Origin of the sequence: Balneatrix alpica DSM 16621 (assembly GCF_000619885.1) — a bacterium.
Classification (GTDB): Bacteria; Pseudomonadota; Gammaproteobacteria; order Pseudomonadales; family Balneatricaceae; genus Balneatrix; species Balneatrix alpica.
Genome location: NZ_KK211041.1, coordinates 335,865 through 354,897 on the forward strand (window position 1 = coordinate 335,865; position 19,033 = coordinate 354,897).

The 19,033-nt window shown below is 53.3% G+C and carries 15 protein-coding genes; 8 read left to right on the top strand and 7 right to left on the bottom strand.

The genetic code is table 11. From position 1 onward, the window contains the following. Positions 1-3: 3 nt before the first annotated feature. A complete protein-coding gene (locus Q334_RS0117125; RefSeq protein ID WP_027314280.1) occupies positions 4-996 on the bottom strand; it encodes a DUF1852 domain-containing protein in 993 nt (330 codons plus the stop codon). 410 nt (positions 997-1,406) lie between these two features. Between Q334_RS0117125 and Q334_RS0117130 the strand changes: the two genes are divergently transcribed. Together Q334_RS0117130 and Q334_RS19680 are read left to right on the top strand one after the other, a co-directional pair. Next, on the top strand, positions 1,407-2,993 hold the full coding sequence (locus Q334_RS0117130; RefSeq protein WP_027314281.1) for a peptide chain release factor 3: 1,587 nt from the start codon (positions 1,407-1,409) through the stop codon (positions 2,991-2,993). A 204-nt stretch (positions 2,994-3,197) separates the two neighbouring features. Continuing rightward, positions 3,198-4,763, top strand: a complete 1,566-nt coding sequence (locus tag Q334_RS19680) for a methyl-accepting chemotaxis protein (RefSeq protein WP_051527906.1) — start codon at positions 3,198-3,200, stop codon at positions 4,761-4,763. 63 nt (positions 4,764-4,826) lie between these two features. On the opposite strand, the gene Q334_RS0117140 is transcribed toward Q334_RS19680, so the two are convergent. Further along, positions 4,827-5,846: a lipid A deacylase LpxR family protein gene (locus tag Q334_RS0117140; protein ID WP_051527907.1), complete on the bottom strand. Its 1,020-nt coding sequence runs from the start codon at positions 5,844-5,846 to the stop codon at positions 4,827-4,829. A gap of 118 nt (positions 5,847-5,964) precedes the next feature. Here Q334_RS0117140 and Q334_RS0117145 point away from each other — a divergent pair, with 118 nt between their 5' ends. Together Q334_RS0117145 and Q334_RS19685 are read left to right on the top strand one after the other, a co-directional pair. Continuing rightward, the gene (locus Q334_RS0117145; RefSeq protein WP_027314283.1) at positions 5,965-6,750 is read left to right on the top strand and encodes a TatD family hydrolase; all 786 of its coding nucleotides are present in this window, start codon (positions 5,965-5,967) and stop codon (positions 6,748-6,750) included. Between the two features lie 124 nt (positions 6,751-6,874). Then, entirely contained in the window at positions 6,875-9,499 is a 2,625-nt protein-coding gene (locus Q334_RS19685; protein ID WP_051527908.1) for a putative bifunctional diguanylate cyclase/phosphodiesterase, read from the top strand. A gap of 73 nt (positions 9,500-9,572) precedes the next feature. Here the strand turns inward: Q334_RS19685 and Q334_RS0117155 are convergent, their stop codons facing one another. Continuing rightward, a complete protein-coding gene (locus Q334_RS0117155; protein WP_027314284.1) occupies positions 9,573-11,486 on the bottom strand; it encodes a beta-ketoacyl synthase in 1,914 nt (637 codons plus the stop codon). 124 nt (positions 11,487-11,610) lie between these two features. Between Q334_RS0117155 and Q334_RS0117160 the strand changes: the two genes are divergently transcribed. Further along, entirely contained in the window at positions 11,611-12,267 is a 657-nt protein-coding gene (locus Q334_RS0117160; RefSeq protein ID WP_027314285.1) for an OmpA family protein, read from the top strand. 63 nt (positions 12,268-12,330) lie between these two features. On the opposite strand, the gene zapB is transcribed toward Q334_RS0117160, so the two are convergent. Then, on the bottom strand, positions 12,331-12,516 hold the full coding sequence (zapB, locus tag Q334_RS0117165) for a cell division protein ZapB (RefSeq protein ID WP_027314286.1): 186 nt from the start codon (positions 12,514-12,516) through the stop codon (positions 12,331-12,333). Between the two features lie 57 nt (positions 12,517-12,573). After that, complete coding sequence (locus Q334_RS0117170) at positions 12,574-13,773, bottom strand: flagellar assembly protein T N-terminal domain-containing protein (RefSeq protein WP_027314287.1); 1,200 nt, start codon at positions 13,771-13,773, stop codon at positions 12,574-12,576. 145 nt (positions 13,774-13,918) lie between these two features. On the opposite strand from Q334_RS0117170, the gene Q334_RS0117175 reads away from it, so the two are divergent. From Q334_RS0117175 to Q334_RS19695, 3 genes are read left to right on the top strand one after another with little or no spacing between them, the layout of a single operon-like run. Continuing rightward, on the top strand, positions 13,919-14,221 hold the full coding sequence (locus tag Q334_RS0117175) for a hypothetical protein (protein ID WP_027314288.1): 303 nt from the start codon (positions 13,919-13,921) through the stop codon (positions 14,219-14,221). An 11-nt stretch (positions 14,222-14,232) separates the two neighbouring features. After that, on the top strand, positions 14,233-14,898 hold the full coding sequence (locus Q334_RS19690; RefSeq protein WP_051527909.1) for a FlgO family outer membrane protein: 666 nt from the start codon (positions 14,233-14,235) through the stop codon (positions 14,896-14,898). Then, positions 14,899-15,333 carry an LPP20 family lipoprotein gene (locus tag Q334_RS19695; protein WP_035461884.1) on the top strand — a complete coding sequence of 145 codons (435 nt, stop codon included), beginning with the start codon at positions 14,899-14,901 and terminating at the stop codon, positions 15,331-15,333. Between the two features lie 64 nt (positions 15,334-15,397). Here the strand turns inward: Q334_RS19695 and Q334_RS0117190 are convergent, their stop codons facing one another. Beyond that, positions 15,398-15,772, bottom strand: coding sequence for a HopJ type III effector protein (locus Q334_RS0117190; protein ID WP_211249573.1), 375 nt, complete (start codon positions 15,770-15,772; stop codon positions 15,398-15,400). 122 nt (positions 15,773-15,894) lie between these two features. Next, positions 15,895-19,029, bottom strand: a complete 3,135-nt coding sequence (locus Q334_RS19700) for an efflux RND transporter permease subunit (RefSeq protein WP_035461885.1) — start codon at positions 19,027-19,029, stop codon at positions 15,895-15,897. Positions 19,030-19,033 lie beyond the last annotated feature (4 nt).

The window sequence follows — 19,033 nt, forward strand, 5'->3', positions numbered from 1 at the left end:
CCATTAATATTGAATTGAGGGGTCGGAAAAGCTGGCCGCCCATTTTTCTAGTATTGACTGGTAGCGCTGAATGAAGTTTTCTTCACACCACTTGCCTTGCTCAATCGCTAGGCGTGTACGCTCCTCCCGGTCATAGACAACTTGTGTTAGCGAGCAGTCCTGGTTTTTCAAGCTTGGTTGATACACTTCCCCTGCAACGGAGTTGGCATTGTAAATCTCTGGACGATAGATTTTTTGAAAGGTTTCCATGGTGCTGAGCGTGCTGAATAACTCCAGTGTGCTGTAGTCGTTTAGCAAATCGCCAAAGAAATAAAAGGCGTAAGGTGCGACGCTATTGGGCGGCATAAAATAACGCACTTCCATTCCCATTTTTTTGAAATACTGCTCTGTCAAAGAGGACTCATTCGGTAGATATTCAATACCTAAAATAGCGTGCTGATTACTGGTGCGATGGTAAATCTTATTGTCAGAGACACTCAGGCATATAACCGGCAGTTTTTTGAAATGCTTTTTATAGGTATCTGAGTTGATAAAGTCTTTAAACATCTTGCCATGTAAATCACCATAGTGCTCCGGCACAGTAAAGTGCTCTTTTCCCTTATTGTGGTTGCGCAATGCAACGCTAAAGTCGTAATCGCGCACATAGGAGGAGAAATTATTGCCTACGATGCCTTCAATACGTTTATGGTTCTTGTGATCAATGATGTAGGTTTTTAGCATTTCAATGGTGGGGAAGGTCTCGCCATTACCCTCTACATCGATATCTACATGGATGATTTCAAGCTCAACGGAGTAGCGGTCTTTACTTGGATTATCCCAATGCGCCAGGCTATTAAAGCAGTTGTTAATCATGTCGATGGCTCGGCGCAAGTTTTCCTGGCGCTTTTCGCCGCGAGCGAGATTGGCAAAGTTGGTTGTCAGGCGCGTGTTGTCGGTAGGCTGATAGTGCTCATCAAACCGAATACTCTTAATGGTGTATGTGAAGCCCTTACTCATGGTTACTAGGTATCCCAACCTTCAAATTTAATCTGGTTTTGAAAATGTTGAGGATGTTATACAGGGACTTCATGTATGAGTTAAATTGATTTATTTTTTGTTATTCTTGAATATCTCTCACTTTGTGGTGCTGAGCCAGTGTAGAGGGGTTGATCTTGGCAGCGGCTATGGCGGTTATCAGTGACGAAGGAGGCTGTCACTCTGATGAGCGGAGGAAGCAAGTGATAAATAATACCGCTGCGCGCCAGCACAGGCCGAGAGTCAAGGGCAATGGATCGGGTGAACATTGATTGTTTATCAACTCACGATCAGCGAAAATGGCCGCCAATTACGATTCACACAACGGATTTGACCCGCGTAACGTTGCACAAGTGTGTGCAAATCCGCGTACAGGCGAAAAGAATTTATACATGGCAACCCAAGATTTTCTGAATGAAATCAACAAGCGCAGGACTTTTGCTATTATCTCGCACCCTGATGCGGGTAAAACAACGATTACTGAAAAGCTGCTGCTGTTCGGACAGATCATCCAAAAAGCAGGTACGGTAAAAGGCCGTAAAAGCGACCGTCATGCAACCTCGGACTGGATGACGATGGAGCAGGAGCGGGGTATTTCGATTACCTCTTCGGTGATGCAGTTTCCTTATCGGAATGAAGTCGTCAACCTGCTCGATACCCCCGGACACGAAGACTTTTCCGAAGATACCTACCGCACTCTGACCGCGGTGGATTCTGCGCTGATGGTGGTGGATGGCGCCAAGGGTGTTGAAGATCGCACCATTAAACTGATGGAAGTCTGCCGTTTACGTGATACGCCGATTTTGTCCTTCGTCAACAAGATGGACCGCGATATCCGCGAGCCAATTGAGCTGTTGGATGAAATTGAAACCGTCCTCAATATCGAAGCAGCTCCCATCACCTGGCCTATCGGTATGGGTAAGCTGTTCCGTGGGGTGTACAACCTCTATAGCGACACTATTCACGTCTTTACCCCTGGTCAGGGTCACACCATTCCTGAGGATATCCAGATTAAAGGGATAGAGTCAGATGAGGCCAAGCAGTTCCTTGGTGATCAATGGCAAGAGCTGTTGGATGAGGTGGAGCTAGTGCGAGGCGCCAGCCATACTTTTGATTTGGAAGCTTACCGGGCTGGTAAGCAAACGCCGGTATTTTTCGGTACCGCCCTGGCTAACTTTGGTGTGCGGGAAATGCTCGATGGTTTCGTCGAGTGGGCCCCGGCTCCTGCTACCCGTCAGACCGAGCAGCGTCCGGTTGAGGCCAGTGAAGCCAAGTTCTCTGGCTTTGTGTTTAAGATTCAGGCCAACATGGACCCGAAGCATCGTGACCGCATTGCCTTTTTGCGAGTCTGCTCCGGGAAGTACACCCAGGGTATGAAGATGCGCCACTGCCGTACAGGTAAAGATGTGCGTATTGCCGATGCGGTGACCTTTATTGCGGGTGAGCGTGAAGCGGTGGAAGAGGCCTGGGCCGGAGACATTATCGGCCTGCATAACCATGGCACGATTCAGATCGGTGATACCTTTACTGAAGGGGAAGAGCTGAAGTTTACCGGTATTCCGCACTTTGCTCCCGAGCTGTTCCGTCGTGTACGCCTGAAAGATCCGTTAAAGATGAAGCAACTGCAAAAAGGCTTGCAGCAGTTGTCGGAAGAGGGCGCAACTCAGGTATTCCAACCGTTAAATAACAATGACTTGATCCTGGGAGCGGTGGGGGTGCTGCAGTTTGAGGTGGTGGCCTACCGCTTGAAAGATGAATACAAGGTGGAGTGCATTTACGAGCCGGTTAACGTTGCCACGGCCCGCTGGGTTGAGTGCAGTGATGCGAAGAAGTTGGAAGACTTTAAGCGTAAGTGTGCCGATAACCTGTCGATTGATGGTGGTGGCTTGCTGACCTATCTGGCACCGACCCGGGTCAATTTGAGCCTGGCGCAAGAGCGTTATCCGGATGTGCGCTTCCGCGCCACCCGCGAGCATTAAGCTCAGTATCCTTCCCCGTCTTCGGCGGGACGCAAAGGGCGCAACGGCGCCCTTTGTTTTTAATAGCTTTTTGTCAGCAGTTTTGGCCTTGTGTTGCATTGATCTAAATTAGGAAACTTGGCATTTTGCAGCCATACTCAAGGTCGAGCAAAAATGGATGGCCGAACTTGACAGGATGTCAGGAGCCCAAGCGAGAAGTAGGTTATGAAGAAAAATTTGCCGGTCACCCAGAAGGCGATCCAGATGCGCCCTGGGCAGGTATTGATTTCTGGAACGGATTTAAAGGGTATTACTACCTACTGCAATCAGGATTTTATTGATATCAGCGGATTCACTGAAGATGAGCTGCTGGGGAAGAACCACAACGTGGTGCGCCACCCAGATGTACCGCCAGCGGTATTTGCTGATCTGTGGAATAACCTCAAAGCGGGCCGCCCCTGGATGGGGATCGTCAAAAACCGGGCGAAAAGTGGTGACCATTACTGGGTTGATGCCTATGTCACGCCGATTTGGGACAAGGGGCAGGTGGTGGGCTATGAGTCTGTGCGCCACCCGGCAACGCCGGAGCAGATTGCCCGAGCGGAAACCCTGTATAAGCGTATTGCTGAAGGTAAGGCGCCGATTAAGTGGAGTGAGCGCATCCCCACGGCCTTTATTAGCCTGGTTTGGGCCGGTGCTGGAGTATTGGCCGGTGCGGGTTTGGGGCAAGGCTTACATGACTCACCCTGGTTATGGCCAGCGGCTGGAGCCTTGGCTGTGGCGGGGGCGGGGGCTGCACTCTATAACCTGCGCATGGGACTGGGTGAGATGATCGACAGCGCTAAGTCGATTTTTCACAACCCCTTGGCCAGTTATATGTATTTTGGCCGTGATAATCCGGTAGCTTCAGTGCGCATGGCCCTTTATGCCCTCCATAGTCGTGCACGGACGGTGATCTATCGTTTGTCTAGCAGTGCAGGCAAAGTCGCTAAAGAGGCGGATCGTTCTCAGGCCCTGGTTAAAGGGGTACAGGAAGACATTCGTCGTCAGCACTATCAGGCGGATCAGCTGTCGACGGCGATGCATCAGATGGCAGCTTCTATTGCTGAGGTTGCGCGCCATGCCCGTGACTCTGCCGGGGTGACAGACGAGCTGGGGGGAGAGTCGGAAAAGGGGCGTAAACTGTTGTTGCGCACCATTGATACGATAGAAGGCCTCAATACTCATGTGCAGCACACCGCGACGGTGGTCGAGCGTTTGGCTAGTCAGGCGGATGAAATCGGCAACTTTGTTAATGCGATCCGAAGCATCGCTGAGCAGACTAACTTGCTGGCATTGAATGCTGCGATTGAGGCGGCCCGTGCCGGTGAACAAGGGCGTGGTTTTGCTGTGGTGGCCGACGAGGTGCGCAGTTTGGCGACACGTACCCAAGAGGCAACTCAGCAAATTCAAGAGATTATCGGCAAACTGCAGCAGGAAGCGGAGCAGGCAGTAGGCGCTATCCAGCAAAGCCGTGAAGGCACCGAGCAAGGGGTGGCCAGTGTTCGTGATGCTGGCGATATGTTGGCGCGTATTGCCCAGGGCATGGATGATTTGGGGGATCGGGCACAGAATATTGCTGCCGCCGCTGAGCAGCAAAGCCAGGTGGCGGATACGATCAACCAAAGTGTGGGGGAAATCTCCACTGCTGCAGACCGCATGACTGCCAAGATCAGTGATACCGCTGGGGCGGTGACTCATGTGGCGGATCAGGCGCAGGAACAGCAGCGTCTGGCTGAACGCATGGGTTAAGCAGCCATCTGTAAAACAAACCCGGCTTGGGCCGGGTTTGTTTTTGCTACGATCAACTAGGCCTTAATAGGTGTAAGACAGCGCCAGCGAACCGTAGCTATGGGCATTGCCCTGTGTCTTAAACTCGCGACTGCGCATTACCCGTGAAAAAGTCAGCTTCAAACTGCCATAGTTAAGTGCCAAGCCGGCGCTAATATCTCCAACGATATGCTCTTTATCCACCGAGTGGCTGTCGCGGAAGGTGTTGCCATCGAGGAAGATGTTGCGTGCCACTAAGCGCCCCTCAGCGGAAACGAACAGATGCCAGCCCCAGCCTTTATCCAGAATGCGACTATCCCAACGCTCTCCGGGTGCACTGTTATCACCTGCCGGGCGAATAGAGGAGGAGCCAAAGTCAGAGGGCAATCGGTAACCAATGCGGTACTCAAAGCCTGTGCTGGCTTGAGTGAGCACATTACCAAGGGATACACCGGCGTGGCCGATGAGGTCATGGCTATAGCGTCCCCCCAAGCCATAGCGGAATAAGCGGGCCTTGCGGGTTAGGTGCAGGTTGATGCCCGGTTCGTTATGCAGTTGGTTATGCCAACCATCAAAGCGTTCAATGCCGCGCAAATCATGGACGATATCCTGTGATTCTTTAGCCAGAGCGGCTGGCCCAACGATGCCCAGGTTGAGTTCGGCAATATCGAGTAAATTGTCGTGGCGACGCTGATAAGCCAGACCCATATACAGCCAGCCGGCGTAGGGACGGTCGTTAGCAATAATGTCCGTGGCATAACGATCCCCAGGGGTATACATGGTTTGTGCCAGGGAAATCACCAGGTTGCGCTGTTCCCGTGGTTTGTTGCCATGCAGCAGAGTCAGTTGCTGGTTGATATTGCGCACCCAGGCAGGTAACTGAGGATCATCTACATAGTTTTGCAGATCAGGCGAAATCCAGGAGGCTTTAATGCCGTTGGTATAGTCCTGGTCAGTGTTGGTAAAGAGGTCATTATCCAGGTAAAAGTTTGCCGTCCAGTGTGCGCCTGGATCAGCTAAAGGCTGCGGACGAGCAGGCGCATCACTATTGGCTAACGTGGCCATAGGAAGGCTGAGGAGCAAAACAACAGGAAGCAAAGTACGCATGATCAGGACAAGAGGGTATGGGTAACGGAACGGACTATGCTAATGCATAGCGGGGCTTTTCCAAAGAGGAAGCTGAATGAGAGTCATCGATAGTCATTGCCATCTGGACTTCACCGAACTGCGACCTTGGCTGCAAACAAGCTTAGCCCAAGCCAGGGCAGCGGGGGTGGATACCTGGTTGGTGCCTGGCGTCACAGCGGCGACTTGGCAGAGTTTGCTGGAATTTTGCCAGCAGCAGCCAGGAGCCTATCCCGCGCTGGGTTTGCATCCTTACTTTATTGCTGAACATCGCCCTCAGGATGTGGTGTGGCTGGCGCAGCTATTGAAGCAGCAAGCGCCGCTGGCAGTCGGGGAGATTGGGCTGGATAAGTGCATCGAGCCGCTACATTGGCAATGGCAGCTGCAACTCTGTGAGCAGCAGTTGCGCCTGGCGGAACAAGCAGGGCTGCCGGTGATTTTACATGTGCGTAAGGCTCATCAAGAGATGCAGGCATTACTGAAACAGGTGGGTTTTAGCCACGGTGGGATTGTTCATGCCTTTAGTGGCAGTGCTGAGCAAGCTGAGCCCTATTTGCGTAGGGGGTTTAAATTGGGGGTGGGCGGTGCGTTGACCTACCCCAGAGCACAGCGTTTACATCGTTTGGTAAAAGCGTTGCCGGATGCCTGGGTATTGGAAACGGATGCGCCTTCCATGCCGCTGATGGGGTATCAAGGGGAGCCTAATTTGCCGCATCGGATCCTGGAGGTGCTCCAGCATATTGCTCAGTTATGGCAGCTGAGTCCTGAGCAGGCGGCGGCACGCTTAACTGCACAAACCCTGCAGGTGCTACCTGGTTTGGCAGCAGCTAAAACACCATGTTAAAGAAGGCTGATCTGTCTCAAGGTACTGATAAAGGATAACTATAGGATACTGGCGTTTTGAGCTGAACATGGCATAGTGACCAGAGTTTCAGATGAAGTAACTGAACGAGTGTCAAGTAGAAATCATGCCAAAAAGCAACACGCTTACGATAAAGGGATTTATTTTACGCACCTCGCTGTTGTTTTCGGCGCTGGGCTTTATGGTTATTTTCTGGGCAGCATCAACTGCCTATCAGGCTTCGATCCGCCATAGTGCCGAGCAGGTGGCTCATACCCTGGCGAATAACACCTTCCTGACGATGATGCAGGTAATGAGTCAGGGCTGGTCAAAATCCCAGTTAGAACAGCACCTTAGCAGCCTGCAGCGGCAACAGCCGAATGGTTACAGCACCCGTATATATGCCAGCCCCACTGCCAGTATTCCGCCGGGTTTAAGCACAGATATCAATGCCCCTGTTGCGACACCAGCAGCGGAGATTCAGCAGGTGTTCCGCAGTGGGCAGTCCAGCACGCTCGAGCGTGGGGATGAGTTCCTGTACTTCTATCCATTGGTGGCCCAGGCTGACTGTACGACCTGCCATAGCCAAACAGCGGTGGGGGAAACCCTGGGGGTGATCGAAGTTCGCCAACGTCTGGCGCCCCTGTTAGACCGTGCCAATGCCGACTTGTTGCTCTATTTGTTGGCGATAGCGCCCTTCCCGATACTGCTCTCGTTGCTGGTTATCCGTTTTATGGATCGGCGCATTCGGCGTTCGGTGACCTTCCTCGAAGACAGCATTGATAAGGTCAAAACGGTATCTGATTTGACTCAAATGGAGCTGCGCACCACGCATTTGGGCTTCAAAGAACTCAGCGACATTTTCTGGCGTATCGATAGCCTGACCCGCAAGATGCGTGAGGTGGCGGTGGATAAGGATCTGCTGGAGTTCGAGATCCGTTTGTTGGAAAAGTTCGTGATTACCTCAGAAGTGGTGCGTGACTGGCGTGAATATGTCTGCATCCTGCTGCGCGATATCAATCAGGTGATTCATGCCTACACCCTGTTCTCCATCTTTAAGGTCGATGAGGAGATTTTTGACCTGGAAATCTTCTGGCTGTATCCGCCCAGTGAGCAGACCAAGCAGATGATGGAGCACAGTGTGCGCCGCAGTCTGCAGCAGGGGACAGCCTTTATCGATACCAGTAACTTGAAAGTAGTGCATAACATTGCCAATCGTGATGGGCCCTTGTTGGAGCTGGCGGCAGCAGAGGTTGAGGTACAAACCAAGTCCTTGTTGGTGGAGGCACCCAAAATTGGCGGGATTGTCGGTATCGGTGTCCATACTGATATCGTCAAAGACCAAACACGGGTGCTGGTGGTGGAGAGTATTCTCTCCACCCTGTTGAATGTGGTGGGCTCGGTGAAAGCGATTTACAAGTACACCAAGGACTTAGAGTACTACGCGACCCGTGATCCCTTGACCCATCTGTATAACCAGCGTCTGTTTTGGGAGTTGTTGGAGTATGAAGCAGACCGTAGTCAGCGCCATGACTACAAATTTGGTTTGCTGATTATCGACTTTGATAACTTTAAAACCATTAACGATAGCCATGGTCATGCTTTTGGTGATCGTTTCTTGCAGGAATTCGCTCAGCGGCTACAGATTGCTTTGCGCCATGGGGATGTATTGGCCCGTTATGGCGGCGACGAGTTTGTCATTATTCTGCCGGAGGCGGAACTTGAGCAGGCCAGCATGATTGCCGAGCGAGTCTTGAGCCAGGTGCGGGATATAGTGCTGTTTGCCCCCAGTGGTGATGAGGTGAAGGCGACGATCTCTATCGGGATGGGCATTTTTCCGGATCATGCGGGCAGTACCCGTGATCTTTTCATGTTTGCCGACAATATGATGTACAAGGCCAAATCACTGGGGAAAAACCAAGTGTGCCTGCCGACCTCGGAAGATGTATTGGAAGTGTTCCGTGGCCTGAGTGAAAAGAGTCTGCTGGTGCAGAAGGCGATTGAAAAGCGTCTGATTATTCCGTACTTCCAGCCTTTGATGAGTATGGCAGATGGTAAGTTGGCGGCGGTGGAGGTGCTTAGTCGTATCGACCTGGGGGCCGATGGCATTATGGGGGCCCATGAGTTTATTGAAATAGCAGAGTCACTGGGGGTGATCCATCAGATTGATTACATCGTGATGGACAAGGCTTTTGCGTTGGCTCAGCAGCAGGCTTATGAAGGGATGCTGTTTATTAACCTTTCTCCTAAATCATTGTTAATCGGAGAGTTTATTTTGCAGGTGAAAAATCTGGTGGAGACCTACCAGATTGCCCCTGAGCGTATCGTATTTGAAATCACTGAGCGGGATACGGTGAAGAACCTAAGCCTGCTAGAGAAGTTCATTGCCAATCTCAAGAGCGTTGGCTTTCAGTTGGCGATAGACGACTTTGGCTCGGGTTTCTCTTCTTTCCACTATCTCAAGCGCTTCCCGATTGATTTCGTCAAGATTGAAGGGGAGTTCATCGCCAATGCCATCCATGATGATCGTGATGGCGCTTTTGTCCGCTCGATTGCGGGGCTGGCTCGTGAGCTTGGGGCGAAAACGGTGGCGGAGTATGTTGAGAGTGCTGAAGTCTTGGCCTATGTGCAGTCGGTAGGGATTGATTTAGCCCAGGGCTATCACATTGGTCGGCCAGGGCCGCAATTACCTGCTTGGCGTCAAGCCTTGTTGGAGGCGGAGGAGCCTTTGTCGCTAGGTGACGGGATTTAAGCTTTAAGCGGAGAGAGTGTTATTTAATACAAACGGCGCCTAGGGCGCCGTTTGTATTAGGGGGGCAAGAGGGTTAGCTCATGTCCCCATAGGGATTTTCTTCATCCAGATTGATTGGGTTGAGATAACCCGGTAGTCGGATCGATTTGGCATCAATCTGTAAATCTTCCCCTTCCAAGACGTTATGGCCAAACAGATACAGTGGGCGAGTTTCGCCGCGGCTGCAGGCTTGATCATATTGCTCGGCTTGGGCCTGGGTTTGTTGTTGACGGTCACGGAAGGCATGCATGGCTGCCTGGCCGTGTTTGCGCTCCAGCATGCGTAGCGCAATATGGGGGGCTAATACCGCGGAGCTGGCATTGTTGCCGCCAAAACCTTTGGAGTTGAGGAAAACCGCATCAATGCCATCGTTACCAACCTGATAGTGTTCAGCCTGAATGCTGAGATTGGAGCGATGAACATCCTCGGCAACGTGATTAATGGTGGCAATGCCGGGAATCAGACCATAGCGCCAGACACCTAGCGCTGTGCTGAGCTGATCGCCACCGGCGGTGCCCTGGGAGTGACCGAGGAAACACTTCACGGCCGACACCTTCCAGGCCGGGATATTAAAAGCTTTGGCAACTTCATTCAGGACATGGGACTCGGTCACTCGATTTTGCGGAGTGCTGGTGCCGTGTGCCTGGATAAAGGTGCGTTGCTTGAGTGCATCGCTGCCAATAATTTTTTCCACCAGCGAGGTGATTTTGCCCAGGGTGACATAGTTACCAATACCGGGAGCGGAGATGGACTTTTTATGGCCATCGGCGCTGACAAAGACATCGGGAACTGCACCATAGATTTGCGCCCCGAGCTGCAGGGCCAAGTCATCTGCCATCAGCATTACAAACTGCGAGGATTCACCAATGGTGAAGCCACAGTTGGTGGAAAAGGGGCGGCAGGCGCGGCGATAGTGTTCATCGCTCAGCTCGTCCAGATTATCCAGGGCGCGCAGGTCTTTATCCTCTGCCAGTGCACCCATTGCACGGAAGCCTTCAATCACTTCCGGCAAAATCGGAGCATCGCTGCCGCCAACTAATACTACCTTGCGTTTGCCGGAGCGGATGGCATCCACCCCCTGTTGCAGGTTGTAGAGGAAGGAGGCGCAGGCCCCGAGAGAGGCACCGGTAGCACCGACACTGCCCAGTACATAGGCATTAATAAAGTCGGCGGGCATCTGGCCGTAGCCTAAGGGTAGCTGCTTGGAGGTAATGCGTTTGCCCTGATAGTGCGACTTCAGCATGCCGCCAAAGCCATTATCATCCATTTGACCAATGGAGTTACCGGCATAGACGGCGATTTGGTCGGGGGCGACATGATCGCGAATTAGATTCCAATCCAAACCAGTGGAGCCTAAGCAATCCGAGGCCGAGTAAATCGACATTTGCAAATTGCGCGGGTGATTGCGGGACTGGTAGAGGTCGCCGGGCTGAAAACCAGTGGGTAGTTGGCCAGCACTTTGCACCGGAGCGCAGCGGTAGTCGTATAGCAAGACATCCAGAGCTTCACTGGTGTTAACCTGGACATAACCATTACCCAGGTCATCCATGCGCCAGTTAACTGGGATGTGTTCAGGCAGGTGGCGTTTACGAATTACAAACTGGTGATCTCCGTTGAAGGAGGGGGCCAGCTTGGTCGCCACATGATAGGGCACATTGTTAACATCAAAGGCTTCGTGATTAATACGGCGAATCAGGGTGTTGGCTCGAATGTAATCACTCAGCTGAGCGGTGACTTCAGCGGGGGTTAACAGCTGATTTTGTGAATCGCGCAGCTGGCCATCCACTGACTTGACCAGCCCCATCATGGTTGCCAGACTGAGCCAGGTTTCCTGTGCGGCTGCCTCGGGGATATGATCGATTACCAGACGGCGGTAAGCATGGTGAAAAGAGGACCGTCCGGCGGGGTTAACCCCACCAAAACCGACAATCACGGGTAAGTAAGACAAGGATACATCCTCTCGAGGGTGATTGGCTGATAAGGTGTAAAATATCCCGCATTGTATAGAGCGTAGCGCTTTGTGACCAGAGCATGACGCAAATGGGAATTAAGTCGGATACAGGAGCACGACAATGCAAGCAAAGAAACTTTTAGGTGTGGCCGTTATCACCAGCCTGCTGGCTGGCTGTATGACAACCGACCCCTATACACGTGAACAGAAAGTGGGGCAAACGGCTAAGGGCGCCGGTATTGGTGCAGTAGCAGGAGCGGTATTGGGGGCGGCGGTTTCCAGTAAGAGTGATCGCGGTAAAGGGGCGGCTACAGGGGCCTTGGTCGGGGCTGCTGTTGGCGGTGGCATTGGTTATTACATGGATCAGCAAGAAGCAGCGCTGCGCCAGGAGTTGGAAAGCTCTGGGGTGTCGGTGGTACGTAATGGCGATAACATCAACCTGATCATGCCGGGCAATATTACCTTTGCTACTAATAGCGAACAGATTTCTCCTACGTTCTACCAAACTCTGGATGGAGTGGTGCGGGTGTTGGCTAAGTTCGAAAAGACCCACCTGGATGTGATCGGCTATACCGACTCTAAGGGCTCGTTTGAGCATAACCAAATGCTGTCTGAACGCCGCGCTAATTCGGTGGCGACCTATCTGATGCAGTCTGGTATTCCTGGCAGCCGGGTAACCAGTCGTGGCCTGGGTGAGCGCTACCCTATTGCCAGCAATGACACTGAGCAGGGCCGGGCGCAAAACCGCCGGGTTGAGCTACAGATTCGCCCCATGTAACAGCGGGCAGGGAGAAAGTATCATCAAGGGCGCTTAGGCGCCCTTGATCGTCAAGAGGCAGGATTAAGCGTTTTCGATTTGTTCAAACTTGCTCAGTAAGCCTTTTACTGAGGTTTCCCAATCACTGCGCTCTTGTTCCAGGTGGCTTTTTGCCTGACGCAGTTCATTGACTTCCAGGCGCAGTAATTCAACCTCTTCAATCAGGCTTTGGATTTTACGGTCAAGGTTAGCTAAGAGTTCGTTAGGCATAATGTCATCCTGCGAATGGAATGAATGTGCGGGCATTATAGGAAAGCCGGGCTCCGGCTACCATGCCATCACCCGGTCATCTTGTTGAATATTGATGGAGATCGCTTCCACCGGCAGTTCGAGCCAGGCAGAGTCCCCCTGAACCTGACTAACCCGCGCCGCGGTCTGGGTATCTTCTAGTTGGGAGTAGCGCTCACCACTAGGGCCATAGTCATAACGCTGGCGATAGACCACCAAGGTATCCCCGGTACGCAATCCTGCCCGACTGCCAGCGGCTACCAGCAATCGTCTACCTTCGGTGCGAACAATACGGGCGCTAAAGGGCTGACAGCTAAGGGTGTCATCCAGGCGGTTGCTGATTTTGTTGAGTAGCTTTTGCACCTGATTGCCGTAATCACTACTCCAGAAAGCATCAGTAGCGAAGCCGGTTTTGAGGTGATGATCTTTCAGCCAATAGCCGCTGGTAGAAAATTGATCCTGATACAGCAGCTGGCCGGAAAGCGCATCATGGACATATACCTCCAAGGCAAAAAAACGCTGGTGGTCAGGATGCTTAGGTAGGACACGGCGCAGGGCGTCGGTGACAAATAAACGGTCCTCATTGACGCCAGCTTGACTCAAGGACATATCCAGAATGCGCCCGGAGACCACATAGTGGATCCCCATCTGATGCAGGCGGGGAACCACAGCGCTAATATCGGTGGGGTCTTTATTGGCATAGGGGGGAGGCAGTACCAGTAACTGTCCATTGGGGCGTAGCTCCAGCCCCTTGCTATTTTGCAGACGCCGCGCCAGCTCCAGACTTAACCCAGAAACAATATTATCCAGACGCCCCAGAGTAGCGTGATCAGGCTGATTGAGGGGGAAAGCCGTAATTGCCACCTGTTTACGATAATTGCTAGTGCCTGCCTGGGCACACTGAGGTGCTGGTGCCACTTCGGCACGAATCCACACTTTGAGCACATCCCCCTGCACTTGCTCGCGTAGTACCTGTACATCCTCAATGCGGCCTTCGCTGCTCATGCGCAGGGTTTCGAGCTGGAGCACGCCATTTTGCATTTGCTGGGTACTGCTAAACCAACTACCTGCCTGCAACAGGGCCAGCTGTGAAGCATCGCGGATCGCCAGCTCCCGCGCCAAGCGTTTGTCCCCTTGCGTAATAAGCGCTTGCCCTTCAGCTTCGACGGTTAGCGCACTGGCAACCTGACCCCAGCCAAGTAACAGTAGTAAAAGGAAGCTATAGCTTTTCCAGCTCATGTTTTATCCTTGTGTGGGCCTTGTACGGCTTGCCGCTATTCACTATAGAGAGAATCATCCGGTAAAGTTGTTCGCCTGCTGGCCGATAGCCTGCGAACTTGGCGGACTCCAGGCCGCCACTATTATAGGCAAAGGAATACTGATTATGATGCTGCGAACCCTGTTTGCCCTCATTCTTATGCTGGGGATGCTGCCCCTAAGCCAGGCAAATGACAAGCCCTGTACCGGTAACCAATGTCAGCAGCAACCTCATGCCATGAGCCAGCCGCAAAATTGTCCCGAGTGTCGTGAGCGCGTACTGGTTGTACCCAAGATTACCACCCAGTGCGCCAAAGAAGTGGCCCGTGTGAATTATCGAGCCGCGTGTTCAAGTTGTGGCAACTTTAGTGTGACGGTGCGCCAGGACGATCGTTACATGGGCCCGCCCTGTATTAAGGCTGGCAACTAAGGAGACGTACCATGAAATCTTCGCTGCTGTTGCTCTGCGCTACCAGCCTGCTGCTTACCGCCTGTACTCAGCCTCCTCAACCGCAACAGGCCATGCCTAGCCGCTTTATGGGCGGGATGGTCTATGACCGAGCGGGGGCAGGTGGCTCAGCGCCTAGCGTATTGACCGACATGGTCAGCTTTATGGCAGATCAACTGTCGGTTAATAAAGACTTTGCCAATATCCAGGATACCCCGGTTGCGATCACCTCCTTTGTCAATGTAGAGAACCTGGGCGAGACCAATAAACTTGGCAACCAGTTGTCGGAAAATATGATCCACGAGCTGCAGGTTCGGGGTTACAAAGTAGTGGACTTTAAAACCACTGGGGTGATTAAGGTCACCGAAACCGGTGACTTTGCTTTTAGCCGGAAACTTGAAGAACTGACTCGCCAGTATCGGATCAACTATGTGGTGACGGGGACCTATACAGGTTTCCCCGATGGGGTATTGGTCAATGCGCGGGTCATCGACTTGCAAACCAAGGTGGTGATGTCGACAGCTCAGGGCTTCTTACCCACAGATGAAGTCGAAGGGATTATGGGCGGCTATGATGCCACTCGTCATTTCAAGGGGAAAATCATTGAGCAGCATGTCGCGCCCAAGGTTTACCTCTACAACACCAAGCTGGTGAAGTAAGTGCGTATTCTGCTGCTTACTCTGGCCATGCTGAGTCTGGTGGCCTGCCAGCCGGTGACCCAGCAAGCCTATGCCCCGGCAGCACCTGAACCCTGCTGTGGTTATGCCAATCAACCCCAGGTGATTACGGTGGTGGGCTACGCCCCCATTAGTTTGCAGCCTGGGCAAAATCAGCAGCATAAGATTCTGATGGCCATGCGTGCCTCGAAACTGCAGGCCTACCAAGAATTGGCGGCGGTGGTGCATGGCCAGGTGATTCAGTATCAGACCGGTGCCCGGGATATGGTGTTACAGGGTGAGCAACTGCAGTCGGCGGTATCGGGGATTGTCCGGGGTGCTCGGGTAGTGAAGACCTATCCGGTGCAAGAGGACGTTTATGCCACGGTACTGGAACTGGATGTAAAGGATATTCAGCGCGCTTACGTGCGTATGTAAGGCCAGCAGTAACATGCCAAGGGTCGGTCAGCAATGACCGGCCCTTTTTAATGGCCGTAGCTATCTAGTGTGGGAAAACTTTGGGGCGCAGAGGCTCTTGGAAAAAGTTGATACCTTCCCAGCCATAACGCATAAACAGGCGGATATTCTGGTGATCCGTACCTTCTGGGTGCTGTAATACATCGACCCGATAGTAGCGCCCAAAACAGGCTAGGGTCTGGGCTTCAGATAGCTTATGCAGTCGAGCAAAGGCGAAAATTTTGCAAGAGCCTTCATTGCGCCCCGCGTCGTTCACGATCAGGTCACCTTCCAGACCATTACTGAAGGCGGTCGGAGTGTAGTCATAGTGTTGCTGGATCACTTGCATGCAGTGTTCAAAATCCAGTTGTGGGTCTGTACCTATGTTTTGCAAAAAGGCATCCAGGGATAGGCTGCTCATGCGGGCGACTTCCTCACTCAGCCGTGGCGGTATCCTCTGCGCCAGGGCATCACTAGCTAGGGAGTCCCTAGGCAGTGCGCCTAGGGGGTGTCGGTGGCCAGCGTTCCCTTGCTGGCAGGGCGCTATACCTTAGAGGAGTTTGCCAGGCTCTGCACGGATTTCCGTCCTTGCCAGCGTTGCTGGCCGTGGTCCAGCATGAGCAGTACGGAGGGCACCACCAGCAGAATCAGCAACGTGCCAAAACCCAGGCCAAAGACGATTGAGGTGGCCATGGGAATCAGGAACTGTGCCTGCAAAGAGGTCTCAAACAGGATCGGTGTGAGGCCTGCAATGGTCGTGAGGGAGGTCAGCAGCACCGCTCGTAAGCGCTGACAGGCAGCCTCCTCCACCGCTTGCAGGGCACTCATGCCCTGGCCCCGCAGCTTTTGATAGAAGCTGATTAAGACGATGGAGTCGTTGATCACTATCCCCGATAGGCCAAAGCATCCGAACAGAGACAGGATGGTGAGGTCAAAGCCCATCAGCCAATGGCCAAACAGGGCTCCGCTCAAGCCAAAAGGGATGGCGAGCATGACGGCGATTGGCCACAGATAGCTGGCAAATACCCAAGCCAGAATGATGTAAATAAGACAGATCGCCAGGATCAGCCCCAGGCGCATATCGCTGAGGGTTTCGCGTTGATCAGCCTGACTGCCACCAAATTCATAGCTGATGCCATAACGGGCGGCGAGCTCTGGCAAGACGCTTTGGCGTAAGCTGGCCAGGATTTCGTTGGCATTACCGACATTGTCATCCAGATCGGAGCTGACCACGATGGCTAAGCGCCCATCGACACGGTTAAGGGAGTCCAGCCCAGGCTGCACCTGAAACTCGGCGACATTGCTGAGCAGGGTGGTCTGCCCTGAGGGCAACAGCAGCGGCAGGTTAAGCAGGGTGCTGAATTGGTGGCGCTGTTGGTCAGGCAGGGTGAGTCGCACTTCAACCTCGTCCAGGTGGTCGTAGAACACCTGTACCTTACGCCCATCAAAGGCGTGGCGTAGCTGGCGGGCCACTTCATTAAGGGTCAGGCCAAGCGCTTCGCCATTGGCCGTTAAACGCAGAATCCACTGCTCACGGCCATAGGGCAGATCATCATCGACATTGGTCACGCCGTTATAGGGCCGCAATGCCTGCTGTAATTCCAGGGAGGCATTCTTGAGAGCCTGCACATCGCTGCCGAAGAGCTGTACTTCAATGGCTTTACGACTGGGCCCTGCCATCTGTTGGGTGATTTCAAAGCGCTCAACTCCCTGGGGCAAGGCCAGCGCCTGGCGCCAACGCCGGATCAATTCTAGGTTGCTGATCGGACGCTTATCGGAGTAAAGCTCAACATAGAGGCCGCCGAGGCTATCACCTTGATTGACACCCCCACTGCTACGGGCAAAGAAGCCACTGCCATGGTGTTGCACCAGGGTACGTACCAGCGGACGCCCCACTTCCTGTTCTACCTGTTTTAGACTCTGTTCGGCCCGTTCAAGAAATTCGGGGACGGCGCTGGCGGGGGTGCCACTGCTAAATTGCACACTCAGGCGCAGGGTATCGCCATCCACATTAGGGAAGAAGGTAAAGCGCAGGATACCTCCGGCAAATAAGCCCATGGCCAAGATAAAGGCGGCAATGGCGAGGGCGAGGGTGAGCTGCCGGTAGGTCAAGCAGGCGCGTACCAAACGCCGAAAGGGACCGTCACGAAAGCGTTCGAAGCCTTTATCCAAGCGTTGACGCAGTTTACTCGGTGCTGCACCTGGTTTGTTCAGGCTGTGATAGAGGTGACCCGGCAGAATCAGGAAGCACTCCAACACCGAGGCAATGATGACGCAGATGACCACCAGGGGAATGTCACCGAGAATGGCACCAAAGCGTCCGCCGACTAACAGCAGGGGTAAGAATGCAGCAATGGTAGTCAGGGAGGAGGCGACTACCGGGGCAAACATCCGCATCGCTCCGCCCAATGCGGAAGAGAGGCTGGGTTCGCCGCGTTGCACATGGCTGAGAGTGTCCTCGCCCACCACGATGGCGTCGTCGACGATGATACCCAGCGCCATGATCAGGCCAAAAAGGCTGATCATGTTGATGCTGCCACCGACGAGCCAGAGAATGGCAAAGGTCGCCATGAAGGAGACGGGAATACCAAAGGTGACCCACCAGGCCACTCGGGCATTGAGGAACAGGTACAGCATCAGCACCACCAGAGCTAGTCCACCCAGTCCATTGGTGATCAGCAAATCAATACGGTCCTCCAGCGCCCGCCAGCTTTCATCGTAAACCACCAGTTCGACATTGGGGGGCAGGGTGGGGCGGGTTTCGGCCAACCAGGTGTTCAGGAGTTCGGCGGTGTTCAGCGTGTCTTCATCGGAGTTACGGCGGGTGTAGAGCTCAATCGCCGGGCGGCCCTGGTACCACAACAGGGTCTGGTTCTCCCGGGCGCGTTTGCTGACGCTGGCAATATCCCCCAGGCGTAGTAATTGTCCCTGGGCATCTGCCATCAGGGGCAGTTGACGAAAGCCTTGCTCATCACGCTGCTGGTTTTGCGTGCGCAGGCTGCGTTCGCCATCGTCCAGGCCGGCGTTACCCGCTGGCGTATCGAGGCTGCGATTTTGAATGTGCTGGGCCAGTTGCTCCAGGCTTAAGCCCAGACCATGTAAGGTTTCCAGCGGTACCTGCAGGCTAATTTCCTGCTCCGGTAAGCCGCTAATATCGACTTTGCTAATGCCTTGATCCAGTAAGGACTGCTCCAGCAAACGGGCCTGGTAGCGCAGCTCTTCGAGGTTATCCCCCACCACTAACACCCGGGCAATGCCCTCATAGCGGCTCAGTAGGCTGACCTGCGGGCGCTCAGCCTCGGTGGGCAGGCTACTCAGTGCCAGCACCCGTTGTTCGATATCATCCTTGGCCTGGCTGGCATTGACACCTTCATGCAGCTCAATGCGCATGCTGCTAATGCCCTGGCGAGAGATGGTGGTGAGCTGTTTAATCTCCCCCAAGCCTTTCAGGCTTTGCTCGATAGGAATGCTGATACTGTTTTGTACGTCTTCGGCGGCGGCCCCCGGCCAGACCACGGACACATTGACAATATCGAGCTCAAAATCGGGAAAGAACTGGGTATTGAGTTGACGTAACCCCCACACCCCTGCCAGTAACAGGATCACCATAAAAAGGTTGGCGGCAACCGGGTGGGTGGCAAATAGCGTAATGAGGTTGGTTGGACGGGGGTGGCTCATCTTG

Excerpts from the sequence above, each read along its gene's own strand:
- Q334_RS0117125 (WP_027314280.1), bottom strand. The coding sequence starts at position 996 with ATGAGTAAGGGCTTCACATACACCATTAAGAGTATTCGGTTTGATGAG.
- Q334_RS0117130 (WP_027314281.1), top strand. The coding sequence starts at position 1,407 with ATGGCAACCCAAGATTTTCTGAATGAAATCAACAAGCGCAGGACTTTT.
- Q334_RS19680 (WP_051527906.1), top strand. The coding sequence starts at position 3,198 with ATGAAGAAAAATTTGCCGGTCACCCAGAAGGCGATCCAGATGCGCCCT.
- Q334_RS0117140 (WP_051527907.1), bottom strand. The coding sequence starts at position 5,846 with ATGGCCACGTTAGCCAATAGTGATGCGCCTGCTCGTCCGCAGCCTTTA.
- Q334_RS0117145 (WP_027314283.1), top strand. The coding sequence starts at position 5,965 with ATGAGAGTCATCGATAGTCATTGCCATCTGGACTTCACCGAACTGCGA.
- Q334_RS19685 (WP_051527908.1), top strand. The coding sequence starts at position 6,875 with ATGCCAAAAAGCAACACGCTTACGATAAAGGGATTTATTTTACGCACC.
- Q334_RS0117160 (WP_027314285.1), top strand. The coding sequence starts at position 11,611 with ATGCAAGCAAAGAAACTTTTAGGTGTGGCCGTTATCACCAGCCTGCTG.
- zapB (WP_027314286.1), bottom strand. The coding sequence starts at position 12,516 with ATGCCTAACGAACTCTTAGCTAACCTTGACCGTAAAATCCAAAGCCTG.
- Q334_RS0117170 (WP_027314287.1), bottom strand. The coding sequence starts at position 13,773 with ATGAGCTGGAAAAGCTATAGCTTCCTTTTACTACTGTTACTTGGCTGG.
- Q334_RS0117175 (WP_027314288.1), top strand. The coding sequence starts at position 13,919 with ATGATGCTGCGAACCCTGTTTGCCCTCATTCTTATGCTGGGGATGCTG.
- Q334_RS19690 (WP_051527909.1), top strand. The coding sequence starts at position 14,233 with ATGAAATCTTCGCTGCTGTTGCTCTGCGCTACCAGCCTGCTGCTTACC.
- Q334_RS0117190 (WP_211249573.1), bottom strand. The coding sequence starts at position 15,772 with ATGAGCAGCCTATCCCTGGATGCCTTTTTGCAAAACATAGGTACAGAC.
- Q334_RS19700 (WP_035461885.1), bottom strand. The coding sequence starts at position 19,029 with ATGAGCCACCCCCGTCCAACCAACCTCATTACGCTATTTGCCACCCAC.